General features: G+C 60.1%; 4 protein-coding genes. 3 read left to right on the top strand and 1 reads right to left on the bottom strand.

What is annotated here, in order from left to right; genetic code table 11:
• Positions 1 to 183: 183 nt before the first annotated feature.
• From ACA060_RS24015 to ACA060_RS24005, 3 genes are all read left to right on the top strand, one after another.
• Complete coding sequence (locus tag ACA060_RS24015; protein ID WP_497313635.1) at positions 184 to 2,070, top strand: DUF1302 domain-containing protein; 1,887 nt, start codon at positions 184 to 186, stop codon at positions 2,068 to 2,070.
• 28 nt (positions 2,071 to 2,098) lie between these two features.
• Complete coding sequence (locus ACA060_RS24010) at positions 2,099 to 3,463, top strand: DUF1329 domain-containing protein (protein WP_109634739.1); 1,365 nt, start codon at positions 2,099 to 2,101, stop codon at positions 3,461 to 3,463.
• A gap of 378 nt (positions 3,464 to 3,841) precedes the next feature.
• Positions 3,842 to 6,580, top strand: a complete 2,739-nt coding sequence (locus ACA060_RS24005; protein WP_497313633.1) for a winged helix-turn-helix domain-containing protein — start codon at positions 3,842 to 3,844, stop codon at positions 6,578 to 6,580.
• 77 nt (positions 6,581 to 6,657) lie between these two features.
• Here the strand turns inward: ACA060_RS24005 and ACA060_RS24000 are convergent, their stop codons facing one another.
• Positions 6,658 to 14,514 (bottom strand): M10 family metallopeptidase C-terminal domain-containing protein, encoded by a 7,857-nt coding sequence (locus ACA060_RS24000; RefSeq protein WP_497313631.1) that lies wholly within the window; start codon positions 14,512 to 14,514, stop codon positions 6,658 to 6,660.
• Positions 14,515 to 14,678: the final 164 nt, after the last annotated feature.

Genomic DNA, 14,678 nt, shown 5'->3' with positions numbered 1-14,678 from the left:
TAGAGGGATCAAGCTCTACTACCTGCTGGCTATAGTCCGCTCAAGGATTTTTAAGAACGGAGCGCACGCACAAAACGGGGCGATGCAATTTGGAATGACTTCGGGACGCCTTTGCTCCCTGTCATCCACAACGTTTTTAGAAGTGCTAACTGCCATAACAATAATGCACATGGAGTAGCGTCGATGACATCAGTAAATACGTTCTGGCGCCGGGCGAAATTGCCCCTGGCGGTCAGTCTCGCCTCTTCGCTCGCCGGGCCTGCATTCGGCGTCAGTTTCAACGTTGGTGAAATCGAAGGTCAGTTCGATTCCTCCCTCTCGATCGGTGCGAGCTGGTCTACCGAGAGCGCCAACAAGAACCTCATCGGCGTGAACAACGGTGGTCGTGGCCTGTCCCAGACCTCCGATGACGGTCACTTGAACTTCGAGAGCGGGAAAACCTTCTCGAAGATCTTCAAGGGCATCCATGACCTTGAATTGAAATATGGCGACACCGGCGTTTTCGTCCGTGGCAAATACTGGTACGACTTTGAACTGAAGGACGAAAGCCGTCCGTTCAAGGACATCAGCGACAGCAACCGCAAGGAAGGCGCCAAGTCCTCTGGCGGTCAGATCCTCGACGCCTTCGTCTACCACAACTACTCCGTTGCCGATCAGCCGGGTTCCGTGCGTCTGGGCAAGCAGGTGGTGAGCTGGGGTGAAAGTACCTTCATCGGCGGCGGCATCAACTCGATCAACCCGATCGACGTGTCCGCGTTCCGTCGTCCGGGTGCCGAGATCAAGGAAGGCCTGATCCCGGTCAACATGTTCTATGTGTCCCAGAGCCTGACCGAAAACCTGTCGGCTGAAGCGTTCTATCAGCTGGAATGGGACCAGACCGTTGTCGATAACTGCGGCACGTTCTTCTCGCAGCCGGACATCGTTGCCGATGGTTGCGACAACAACTTGCGCGTGTTGAACAAGCGCTCGCAGATTCCAGCCGTTGCGTTGGGTCCATTGGCCGCCAACGGCGTCAATGTCAACGAGGAAGGTGTGCTGGTCCAGCGTGGCGGCGATCGTGATGCTCGCGACAGCGGCCAGTGGGGCGCGTCCCTCAAGTACATGTTCGAGCCGCTGGACACCGAGTTCGGTGCCTACTTCATGAACTACCACAGCCGTGCGCCGATCTTCAGCGCCACGGGTGCGCCGCAGTCGGTCTATAACACCGCGGCGTCTCTGCCAGGTCCGTTCGCTGCACTCGCGCCGCTGCTGGTGGCAGGTAACTCGAAATACTTCATCGAGTACCCGGAAGACATTCGTCTCTACGGCCTGAGCTTCTCCACCACCCTGCCTACCGGTACGGCGTGGAGCGGTGAACTGAGCTACCGTCCGAACGCGCCGGTGCAACTCAACTCCACTGACATTCTGTTCGCCGGTGTACGTCCTCTGGGCGGCGCACTGGGTAACGCTTCGTTGCTCTCTGCCGGCCCGGGTCAAGACCTGCATGGCTATCGTCGCAAGGAAATCACCCAGTTCCAGACCACCCTGACGCACTTCTTTGACCAAGTCATGGGCGCGAGCCGTTTGACCCTGGTGGGCGAAGTGGGCGTGACTCACGTCGGCGGCCTGGAAAGCACATCCGACGTCCGTTATGGCCGCGATCCGGTCTACGGCCCGGGTGCCTTGCCAGCCACTGGCGCTGTCAACACTTGCGTGGCGCTCAACACCAGCACCATCAACGGCGCCGGCCCGGGCACTGCGACCAACAACCGCAGCCGCAACTGCAACAGCGACGGCTTCACCACGTCGACTTCGTGGGGCTACCGTGGTCGGGCCATCTGGGAATACAACGACGTGTTTGCCGGTGTGAACCTCAAGCCGAACGTGGCCTGGTCCCATGACGTAGACGGTTATTCGCCTGGCCCTGGCGGCAACTTCGAGGAAGGTCGCAAAGCGGTGAGCCTGGGCGTCGACGCCGAGTACCAGAACACCTACACCGCGAGCCTGGCCTACACCAACTTCTTTGATGGCAAGTACACCACCGTCGATGACCGCGACTTCGTTGCGCTCAGCTTCGGCGTGAACTTCTAAGCACTGTTTTTTCAGGACGAACACACATATGAAAATAACAAAGAGTCTGTTCCACGCCGGAGTTCTGGGGCTTTCGCTGCTGGCGACCAGCGTCATGGCAGCCGTGCCTGCCGCCGAAGCGGACAAACTGGGCAAGAGCCTGACGCCGATGGGCGCCGAGATGGCGGGCAACGCCGACGGCTCGATCCCGGCCTGGAAACCGATGGCGAAAAACGCCGGCACTGTCGACGGCAAAGGCTTCTTGTCTGACCCGTTCGCCAGTGAAAAACCGCTGTTCACCATCACGGCGCAGAACGTCGACCAGTACAAAGACAAACTCGCTCCGGGCCAGTACGCGATGTTCAAGCGCTACCCGGAAACCTTCAAGATGCCGGTTTACCCGTCCCATCGCGGCGCGACCGTGCCGGATGCCGTGTTTGCCTCGATCAAGAAAAACGCCACCAGCACCAATCTGGTGTCTGGCGGCAACGGTCTGGAGAACTTCGAAACGGCCGTGCCGTTCCCGATTCCGAAGACCGGCGTCGAAGTCATCTGGAACCACATCACCCGCTATCGCGGTGGCAGCGTGACCCGTCTGGTGACCCAGGCCACGCCGCAGCCGAATGGCTCGTACAGCCTGGTGTACTTCCAGGATCAGTTCGTGTTCCGCGACAAGATGAAGGATTACGATCCGGCGAACCCGGGCAACATCCTGTTCTACTTCAAGCAGAAAGTGACCGCGCCGGCACGTCTGGCCGGTGGTGTGCTGCTGGTGCACGAAACCCTCGACCAGGTTAAAGAGCCGCGTTCGGCGTGGGTCTACAACGCCGGTCAACGTCGTGTGCGTCGTGCGCCGCAAGTGTCCTATGACGGGCCGGGTACTGCGGCTGACGGCCTGCGGACCTCCGACAACCTGGACATGTACAACGGTGCGCCGGATCGTTACGACTGGAAACTCGAAGGCAAGAAAGAGATGTACATCGCCTCCGACAGCTACAAGCTCGACTCGCCACAACTCAAGTACGACGACATCATCAAGGCCGGTCACATCAACCAGGACCTGGCTCGCTACGAGCTGCGTCGCGTCTGGCATGTGGTTGCCACCCTGAAGGAAGGTCAGCGTCACATCTACGCCAAACGTGACTTCTACATCGATGAAGACACCTGGCAAGCCGCGGTGATCGACCACTACGACGGTCGTAATCAGCTGTGGCGTGTGGCGGAAGCTCACTCCCAGAACTACTACAACGTTCAAGTGCCTTGGTACACCCTGGAAACCTTGTACGACCTGCAATCGGGCCGTTACCTGGCACTGGGCATGAAGAACGAAGAGAAGTCGGCGTATGACTTCGGCTTCACCGCGACCACCAGCGATTTCACACCCGCTGCGCTGCGTCAGGACGGGGTTCGTTAACCTGCACTGAACAGAGGCCGCATCCTCGAAAAAACGCCCCGACTGGTTCGGGGCGTTTTTTTTTGAATTTCATAATGATCGTTGTAGCAGCTGTCGAGCTTGCGAGGCTGCGTTCGAGGACGAAGTCCTCGTAAATTCGGTGCACGCGGTTTGTCTGGCAGACCGCGTTGCATGGGTTTACGACTGCTTCGCAGCCGAACGCAGCCTCGCAGGCTCGACAGCTGCTACGAGGGCGGTGTGACTGTCGGGTTTGCTCGACACTTCTGCTTGTATTCTTTTTGTAGCCATTTGTAGCAATAACCTTCATTCCCTCTTCGTTTACCGATAGTCTGCGGACATCTGCAACGCCGCCACCCGCAATTCAAACAAGAGCCGGCCATGACTGATCTGTCCCCACTCCCGGGCCCTGCAAGCGTTGCCGTCGCGGCACTGGACGGGCGCTTTTTTCGGCCCCCGTTGCCCGACGGCCATGTGCTGCGGCCTCGTCTGTGCGAGCGCCTGAGTGCCGGCCTCGGTGGCAGGCTGTTGCTGGTCAGCGCACCGGCCGGGTTCGGCAAGAGTTCATTGGCGGTGGAGTTCTGCCAGGGATTGCCGGCCGATTGGCACAGTCTGTGGCTGGGGCTGAGTCCTCGAGACAGCGATCCGGGGCGTTTCCTCGAACGCTTGCTCGAAGGTCTGCAGGATTACTTTCCGACGCTCGGCAGCCAGGCCCTTGGCCTGCTGAAAATGCGCCAGCGCCACCAGCCCTTCGCCTTCGAAGAGTGGCTGGACGGATTGCTGGATGAGCTGGCCATCCACCTTTCGCCGATGACGCCTTTGCTGCTGGTGCTGGATGACTATCATCTGGCCCAAGGCCCGGTACTCGATCGTTGCCTGCAGTTTTTCCTCAATCACTTGCCCGATGGCTTACTGGTCATGGTCACCAGTCGACAGCGTCCGGACTGGCACCTGGCGCGTTTGCGCCTGTCGCGACAACTGCTCGAGTTGCATGAGCAGGACCTTCGACTGACCCACGATGAAGCCCTCACATTGCTCGATCGACACAGCAGTTCATTGCGAGGCGAGGCCCTGGAAAACCTGATCCAGCGCAGTGAAGGCTGGGTCGCCGGCTTGCGTTTCTGGTTGCTGGCGGCCTCCGAGGCAGGCACCGACGGTGCGTTGCCGCAGTCGTTGCACGGCGGGGAAGGGCTGATTCGCGATTACCTGCTCGAAGAAGTCATCGATTGCCTGCCCGCCGAAGTGCAGTCGTTCCTTTACGACACCGCGCCTCAGGAACGTTTTTGCAGCGAGCTCTGCGACGCGGTTCGCGAGGCCCATGACAGTGCCGAAATCCTGCGTTTCCTCCAGGCGCACCAAGTGTTCCTGGTACCGCTGGACGAGCACGGCCGCTGGTATCGCTATCACCACCTGTTTTCCGATCTGCTGCGTACCCGGCCCACCACCCAGTCGATCGTGCCGGCCGCCAGCCTGCACCTGCGCGCCTGTCGCTGGTTCAATGCACAAGGTTTGCTCGACGAGGCGGTGGAGCAAGCGTTACGCGCCGGGCACCTGGACGTTGCGGCGAACCTGGTGCAAAACCTCTCTGAAGAACAACTGCTCGCCGAACAGAACGTCGGCATGTTGCTGCGCTGGAAAATGGATTTGCCCGACAGCCTGCTGATCAGCACGCCGCGGCTGATCGTGCTCTACAGCTGGGCGTTGGGGCTGGCCTGTCAGCTGGACGCTGCCGAGGAGCTTGCGGCCCATTTGAGCCGCTTCCTGCCAGCCCCGTCGGCCACCGCGCAGAAGTCCATGCTGGCGCAATGGCTGGCCCTGAGCGGTATCATCGCCCGGGGGCGAGGCCATCGCGCGCTCACGCAACTTTACTGCACCGAAGCGCTGGAGAGCCTGCCGGCCAAGCGCTACGGGCAACGGCTGATGTGCCTTTCGACCTTGTCCAACCTGGCGATCGCCGACGGCGACCTGTGGCGTGCCCGCAGCTTGAACCGCGAATCGCTGGAATTGGCGCAACGGGTTGGCAACCCGCTGTTCGAAGCGCTGGCCCATTACGACCGCGCACGTGTGTTGCAGGCGCGTGGGGAAATCCTGCGTTCACTGCAAGAAGTCCGTCAGGGGCTGCAACGCCTGCAAGGGTTATCCCCGCAACGGCTTTACGCCGTGCGTGCACGGCTGACCTTGTACGAGGGCTTTTTGCTGGCCGTTCGCTTGCAACCACAAGCCGCGCGGGCACGTCTGCAAGCCGGGTTGAGTGAAGCCCGAGCCTGTCGCGATATCAGCGTGTTGATCGGTCACTGCGTGATCGCCCGGCTTGAGGGCAGCAGCGGCGAGTTCGCCAAAGCCTTCGCCGAACTTGCCGAAGCCGAACGCTTGATGCACATCTGGGACGTGCCGCCGATCTATTACTTGGCGATGATCACCTTGGTCAAATGCGAACTCTGGCTGGCCCAGGGGCGTACCGATCTGGCCGAAGCCTGGCTGGCACGACTGGGCCAGACCTACAACGGCGACCATGCGGCCGCGCCGCCGGAATTTCATCCACAGCTGCCACTGCACATCGAATTGCAGCAAGCCTTGCTGGAGGTGATTCAGGGGCAACCGATGCTGGCCGAGGGGCGTTTGAACGCGCTGCTTGAGCATGGACAGAAATCGGGACGGCAAATGCTCAGCGTGATGGCGCTGACTCAGAAAATCCCCCTGTTGCTGGCGTGCGGCCGTGAACCCGAAGCCCGCAAGGCGCTGGTCCAGGCGCTGGAAGCGGCTGACGGGGGCGTCCTGCAACCGTTCGACGCGTTGCTGACCGAACACCCGGACTGGCTGCGTGGGCAACTGCAGCTCTGTGCCCCGACAGTGGTGTCGCAGAACCTGGCCGAAAAACTTCCGGTCATGGCCCCTCGTGCGGCATTGGAGGCATCCCCCGGGGCGGAACAGCTCAGCGCCCGTGAGCTGGCCGTCCTGCGCCTGATCGCCCAGGGTTGCTCCAACCAGGAAATCAGCGATCAACTGTTCATCTCGCTGCACACGGTCAAGACCCACGCCAGCCACATCAACAGCAAGCTTGGTGTTGAGCGGCGCACGCAGGCGGTGGCGCGAGCTAAAGAGTTGGGACTGTTGACCTAGCGTCACAACGCACACACCGCCAATAAAAACGCCCCGATCAAGTCGGGGCGTTTTTATTAGTGCGGGTGGCGAAAACGTTACGCCACCAGATCGGTGGCGCTAAAGGTGTTCACCCCGACCAGCTGGATTTCGAAGTCGGCACCCGCATTGCCGCTGACATTACCCGACAGCACGTGATCGACGAATCGCAGCTGCCCTGCACCCGTGAAATCCCCGGCACCGATGAAGGTGAAGCCGTTGAAGCCGTTGAGCTGCAGATTGGCATCGAACTGCGTCAGGTCGATCTTGTCGCCTTGCAAGGTGCTGAAGTCGGTAACGACGTCGCGGTTGCTACCGGTGCCCATGTCGCTGACGCTGCTGAACACGAACGTGTCCGCACCGGCGCCGCCGGTGAGGGTATCCGCACCTGCGCCGCCGTTCAGGGTGTTGTTGTCAGCATTGCCGGTCAAGGTGTTGTTCAGGCTGTTGCCGGTGAGGTTGAACGCACCGTTGCTCAGCAGCAGCACGTCCTCGACGTTCTGCAGATTGCTCAAGCCCAGGTCGATGACATGGTCCTGTGCGGTCGCGTCGAAGATCACGTACAGCGCGTCTTTACCTTCGCCGGCGTTTTCCTGGATCAGCGCCAGTTCACCGGCTTGGTCCACGGCGTAGTAATCGTCGCCCTTGCCACCGCTCATGGTGTCTAGCCCCAGGCCACCGTTGAGCTGGTTGCTGCCATCGTTGCCGATCAGCACGTTGTTCTGGGCGTTGCCGACGCCGTTGATGTTGGCGGTGCCGGTGAGGCTCAGGTTCTCCAGGTTGGCGCCGAGCACGTAGGTGACCGAGGAACGGACGGTGTCGATTTCATTGGCCAGGGTGCTGGTTTCTACCACCACGTCGCCGCTGTTGTCGACGATGTAGGTGTCGTTGCCCGCGCCGCCCGTCAGGGTGTCGGCCCCGGTGCCGCCGTCGAGTACGTTGTTGTCGGCGTTGCCGGTCAAGCTGTTGTTCAGGCTGTTGCCGGTGAGGTTGAACGCACCGTTGCTCAGTAGCAGCACGTCCTCGACGTTCTGCAGATTGCTCAAGCCCAGGTCGATGACATGGTCCTGTGCGGTCGCGTCGAAGATCACGTACAGCGCGTCTTTACCTTCGCCGGCGTTTTCCTGGACCAGCGCCAGTTCACCGGCCTGGTCTACAGCGTAGTAATCGTCGCCCTTGCCACCGCTCATGGTGTCCAGCCCCAGGCCACCGTTGAGCTGGTTGCTGCCGTCGTTGCCGATCAGCACGTTGTTCTGGGCGTTGCCGACACCGTTGATGTTGGCCGCGCCGGTGAGGCTCAGGTTCTCCAGGTTGGCGCCGAGCACGTAGGTGACCGAGGAACGGACGGTGTCGATTTCATTGGCCAGGGTGCTAGTTTCCACCACCACGTCGCCACTGTTGTCGACGATGTAGGTGTCGTTGCCTGCGCCGCCGGCCAGGTAGTCGCCACCCACGCCGCCGTCGATGAGGTTGTTGCCGGCATTACCGAAGATCGCGTTGTTCAAGGCGTTGCCGGTACCGCTGAGGTTGGCCGAGCCCTGCAGTATCAGGTATTCGAGGTTGGCGCCCAGGGTGTAGTCGATCGACGCATTGACGAAGTCGACTTCCGAGGACGAGGCGCCGCGCTCGATGACCACGTCACTGACGTTGTCGACGTAGTAGGTGTCGTTACCGGCACCGCCTTCCAGAGTGTCCGCCCCAGTGCCGCCGTCGAGCACGTTGTTGTCGGCGTTGCCGGTCAAGGTGTTGTTCAGGCTGTTGCCGGTGAGGTTGAACGCACCGTTGCTCAGCAGCAGCACGTCCTCGACGTTCTGCAGATTGCTCAAGCCCAGGTCGATGACATGGTCCTGTGCGGTCGCGTCGAAGATCACGTACAGCGCGTCTTTACCTTCGCCGGCGTTTTCCTGGATCAGCGCCAGTTCACCGGCTTGGTCCACGGCGTAGTAATCGTCGCCCTTGCCACCGCTCATGGTGTCTAGCCCCAGGCCACCGTTGAGCTGGTTGCTACCATCGTTGCCGATCAGCACGTTGTTCTGGGCGTTGCCGACGCCGTTGATGTTGGCGGTGCCGGTGAGGCTCAGGTTCTCGAGGTTGGCGCCGAGCACGTAGGTGACCGAGGAACGGACGGTGTCGATTTCATTGGCCAAGGTGCTAGTTTCCACCACCACGTCGCCACTGTTGTCGACGATGTAGGTGTCGTTGCCTGCGCCGCCGGCCAGGTAGTCGCCACCCACGCCGCCGTCGATGAGGTTGTTGCCGGCATTACCGAAGATCACGTTGTTCAAGGCGTTGCCGGTACCGCTGAGGTTGGCCGAGCCCTGCAGTATCAGGTATTCGAGGTTGGCGCCCAGGGTGTAGTCGATCGACGCATTGACGAAGTCGACTTCCGAGGACGAGGCGCCGCGCTCGATGACCACGTCACTGACGTTGTCGACGTAGTAGGTGTCGTTACCGGCACCGCCTTCCAGAGTGTCCGCCCCGGTGCCGCCGTCGAGCACGTTGTTGTCGGCGTTGCCGGTCAAGGTGTTGTTCAGGCTGTTGCCGGTGAGGTTGAACGCACCGTTGCTCAGCAGCAGCACGTCCTCGACGTTCTGCAGATTGCTCAAGCCCAGGTCGATGACATGGTCCTGTGCGGTCGCGTCGAAGATCACGTACAGCGCGTCTTTACCTTCGCCGGCGTTTTCCTGGATCAGCGCCAGTTCACCGGCTTGGTCCACGGCGTAGTAATCGTCGCCCTTGCCACCGCTCATGGTGTCTAGCCCCAGGCCACCGTTGAGCTGGTTGCTACCATCGTTGCCGATCAGCACGTTGTTCTGGGCGTTGCCGACGCCGTTGATGTTGGCGGTGCCGGTGAGGCTCAGGTTCTCCAGGTTGGCGCCGAGCACGTAGGTGACCGAGGAACGGACGGTGTCGATTTCATTGGCCAGGGTGCTGGTTTCTACCACCACGTCGCCGCTGTTGTCGACGATGTAGGTGTCGTTGCCCGCGCCGCCCGTCAGGGTGTCGGCCCCGGTGCCGCCGTCGAGTACGTTGTTGTCGGCGTTGCCGGTCAAGCTGTTGTTCAGGCTGTTGCCGGTGAGGTTGAACGCACCGTTGCTCAGTAGCAGCACGTCCTCGACGTTCTGCAGATTGCTCAAGCCCAGGTCGATGACATGGTCCTGTGCGGTCGCGTCGAAGATCACGTACAGCGCGTCTTTACCTTCGCCGGCGTTTTCCTGGACCAGCGCCAGTTCACCGGCCTGGTCTACAGCGTAGTAATCGTCGCCCTTGCCACCGCTCATGGTGTCCAGCCCCAGGCCACCGTTGAGCTGGTTGCTGCCGTCGTTGCCGATCAGCACGTTGTTCTGGGCGTTGCCGACACCGTTGATGTTGGCCGCGCCGGTGAGGCTCAGGTTCTCTAGGTTGGCGCCGAGCACGTAGGTGACCGAGGAACGGACGGTGTCGATTTCATTGGCCAGGGTGCTAGTTTCCACCACCACGTCGCCACTGTTGTCGACGATGTAGGTGTCGTTACCTGCGCCGCCGGCCAGGTAGTCGCCACCCACGCCGCCGTCGATGAGGTTGTTGCCGGCATTACCGAAGATCACGTTGTTCAAGGCGTTGCCGGTACCGCTGAGGTTGGCCGAGCCCTGCAGTATCAGGTATTCGAGGTTGGCGCCCAGGGTGTAGTCGATCGACGCATTGACGAAGTCGACTTCCGAGGACGAGGCGCCGCGCTCGATGACCACGTCACTGACGTTGTCGACGTAGTAGGTGTCGTTACCGGCACCGCCTTCCAGAGTGTCCGCCCCAGTGCCGCCGTCGAGCACGTTGTTGTCGGCGTTGCCGGTCAAGGTGTTGTTCAGGCTGTTGCCGGTGAGGTTGAACGCGCCGGTCCCTAGCAACAGGATATTCTCGACATTTTGCAGATTGCTCGCGCTCAGGTTGATGGCGTTGCCTTGATCCGCGTTGTAGACCACGTACAGCGAGTCATTGCCTTCGCCGGCGTTTTCCTGGATCAGCGTCAGTTCGCCGACCAGGTCGAGCGCATAGGCATCGTTGCCCTTGCCGCCGCTCATGGTGTCCAGGCCCGTGCCGCCGTTGAGCTGGTTGTCGCCATCGTTGCCGATCAACACGTTGTTACGATTGTTACCGATGGCATTGATGTTGTCGGTGCCAGTCAGGGTCAGGTTTTCCAGGTTGGCACTCAGGGTGTAAGTGACCGAGGCGAAAACGTTGTCGATCTCGAAATTCACTTCACTGGTTTCGCTGATGACATCGCCGACGTTGTCGACGATGTAGGTGTCGTCGCCTCGACCACCCGCCATGAAGTCGGCACCCGCGCCACCGTCCAGGATGTTGTCTTCGTAGTTACCGGTGATACGGTTGTTCAGGGCATTGCCTGTACCGTTGATGTCACCGACCCCCAGCAGGTTCAGGTTTTCAACGTTGGCGCCCAAGGTGTAGCTGATCGTGGAGTTGACGGTGTCGATCTCCGACGCCGAGGTGCCTCGTTCGATGACGACGTCACCGACGTTGTCGACGATGTAGGTGTCGTTGCCGGCGCCACCGTCCAGGGTGTCGGCACCGGTTCCACCGTCCAGGGTGTTGCTGTCAGCGTTGCCGGTCAGGGCGTTGTTCAGGCTGTTGCCCGTCAGGTTGAATGCCCCGCTGCCCTGCAAAATTATGTTTTCGACGTTCTGCAGATTGCCGATCAGGTCGACAGAGCTGCCGAAAAACCTCGGGTCGACGGCGTTGTAGCCAATGTAGAGCGTGTCGGTCCCCTCGTTCGCATTTTCCTGGACCAGAGACAGTTCGCCCGCCTGGTCAATTCCGTAGGCATCGTTACCCTTGCCACCGATCAGTGTGTCCCGCCCGGCGCCACCGTTAAGCTGATTGTCGCCATCGTTGCCGATCAGCACGTTGTTCTGGCTGTTGCCGACGCCGTTGATGTTCGCGCTGCCGGTGAGGGTCAGGTTTTCCAGGTTGGCGCCGAGCACGTAAGTGACCGAGGATCGGACGGTGTCGATTTCGCCGGCGATGGTGCTGGTTTCACTGGCGACATCGCCAATGTTATCGACGACATAGGTATCGTTGCCCAAGCCGCCTGCCATGAAGTCGGCGCCCAGGCCACCGTCTATCAGGTTGTCGCTGTTGTTGCCGATCATCCCGTTGTTCAAGGCGTTGCCAGTCACGTTGAACGCGCCGTTGCCCTGGATCAGGACGTCCTCGACGTTCTGCAGATTGCTCAAGCCGAGGTCGACCACATAATCCTGCGCGGTCGCGTTGTAGATGACGTACAGCGAGTCTTTGCCTTCGCTGGCGTTTTCCTGAACCAACGCCAGTTCACCGGACTGATCCAGGATGTAACCGTCATCACCCTTGCCGCCGATCAGGGTGTCCAGACCGCCACCACCGCTCAACTGGTTGTCGGCATCGTTGCCGGTCAGCACGTTGTTCTGGCTGTTGCCGAATGCGTTGATGGGGCCGGTGTTTGTGCCGACGAGTGTCAGGTTTTCCAGATTGGCGCCCAGCGTGAATGTCACGGAGGAGCGGACGGTGTCGATTTCATTGGCCAGGGTACTTGTTTCCACCACCACGTCGCCGACATTGTCGACGAGGTAAATGTCGTTACCCGTCCCGCCCGCCAAGTAGTCGCCGCCGGCGCCACCGTCGATGACGTTGTCGCCGGCATTGCCGTAGATCACGTTGTTCAGGATGTTGCCGGTGCCGTTGAGGTTGGCCGAACCCAGCAGTGTCAGGTATTCGACATTGACACCCAGGGTGTAGTCGATCGATGTGGCGACCGCGTCGATTTCCGAGGCGGACGCGCCCCGTTCAATGACCACGTCCCCGATGTTGTCGACGTAATAGCTGTCGTTGCCGGCACCGCCGTCCATGATGTCGGCACCGGCCATGCCGTTGAGAATGTTCGCGCTCGCGTTACCGGTCAGGAGGTTGTTCAGGTCGTTACCGGTCAGGTCGACCTGAGCATTGCCCACCAGTTGGCCGTTCTCGATATTGGCGCCCAGCGTGTACCCGATGGAGCTCTGGACCAGGTCGATGCCTTCACTGGCGGCTTCGACTACCGAGTCCGCAACGTCGTCCACGACGTAGGTGTCGTTACCGAGTCCGCCGATCATCGTGTCGGCGTCAGCACCCCCGTCAAGGGTGTCGTTGCCCAGTCCACCGTCAAGCGTGTTGGACGACCCGTTGCCGGTCAGGGCGTTGTTCAGGTCGTTGCCGACAGCCGAAAAAGCGCCGGTGCCCAGCAGCAACACATTCTCGACGCTCTGCAGGTTGCTCACACGCAGATCGACAACATTGTCCTGGGCCGTTGCGTTGTAGATGACATGCAGGGTGTCGTTGCCTTCGTTGGCGTTTTCCACGACCAGCGTTAACTCGCCCGCTTGATCCACCGCATAGGCATCGTTGCCCTTGCCACCGAGCATGGTGTCCAGCCCTACGCCACCATTCAGCTGGTTGTCGCCATCATTGCCCGTGAGCACGTTGTTCTGTGCGTTACCAATGGCGTTGACACTGGCATTGCCGGTCAGGATGAGGTTTTCCAGGTTGGCGCCCAGCATGAACGTCGCCGAGGCGCGAACGGTGTCGATCTCGCTGCCCAGGGTGCTGGTCTCGACGACGACGTCGTTCACATTGTCGACGATGTAGGTGTCGTTGCCGGTGCCACCGATCAGGGTGTCGGCGCCGGCATCGCCATCGAGGACGTTGTTGCCGGCGTTACCGGTGATCACGTTGTTCGAGGCGTTGCCGGTCCCGTTGAGGTTGCCGCTGGTAAGCAACGTGAGGTTTTCTACGTTTGGACTGAAACTGAGGTTGTAGCTGACCGTGGAAAAAACCGAGTCGATTTCCGTGGCGGACGTACCGGTTTCAACGACCACGTCATTTGTGTTGTCGACGTAGTAAGTGTCTTTACCCGCGCCACCGTACATGGTGTCCGCGCCTTCGCGGCCATCCAGGACGTTGTCCAGGGCATTGCCTTTCAAAATGTCGTTGAACGTCGAGCCAGTAGCGTTTTCGATCTTCGTGCCGTAAGCAATCGCAAGGCCGCTATTGAACGTGTAGGTGGTCCCGCTGGTGCTGTTGTCGAAGTAGACACCGATGGAACTGAACGCGCCCTCGTTCAAGTCGAGGTTGACCGAATTCAGCTGGTTGCTGGCGTCGATGGTGTCGGTGCCGCCCGAATCCCAGATGGTTTCGAATACTTTCTGGTAGTGCTCCCAGCGGTAAACGTTGTCGCCGGATTGCCATTGGGTATTGGCTCCATACAGTGCCTGGATCGCGAGGATGTCCAGGAGCATCGGCGTTGTAGGCTGATACGAGTAGTTATTGTTGTAGCTCATCACTGTGAAGCGGACATCGTCCAGCGACGGATCCAGGATCGTGGAGTTCAGCGAGTTGGGCGAGAAGGGGTGTTTAAGCCCGATGGCATGACCGATCTCGTGGATATAGGTCATGTAATCGTAAGAGCCATTGATAGGAAACTCATTGGCCGGTTCGCCGATCCAGACATCCCCCCCCTTGGGCGTATTGGACGGTGTGTAGGCCCAGGCAGCGGCCTGATCCTCCATCAGCGCATAGCCGCCGAAGCGCAGGTCTCCGACGTTCGAGATGTCGTCGGTGGTCTGTGTGAATTTGATATTGGCGACCGCACTCCAGGAGCTCAGCGCTCTGATAATGCCGCCACACTGGTCCTGCGACAGCTGGTACATCGCCAGGTATTCATTGTCGGCACTGTAGTTGGTGGCAAAGTAGGAATTGCTGCCCGAGATGAAGCTATAGCTCAGGTTCGTCGGCCCGCCAACGGTCCAGTTGGAACCTAGCCAGTAAGTTCCGGACAGCAGGCTGTCGACGGGTTTGACGCCAGTCAACAAAGAATAAAAGCTTGAGGTGGAACCAGACGGAGAAGGCATTCGAAATTCCTGAGTGCGCTGCGGCCCTTCCTGAATGCGACCGCTACAAAAGTATGATTTTGCACCAGAACGGGTGTATTTGACATCATCTGGCCACTACTTTTATGTTTTGTGGCGTCAAGTAATTGGCCTGGCGATCTGTATCGGCGAGTGGCGTAGAATCC

Source organism: Pseudomonas sp. LBUM1671 (assembly GCF_059695685.1).
This window is presented reverse-complemented; position numbering and strand designations above follow the sequence as displayed.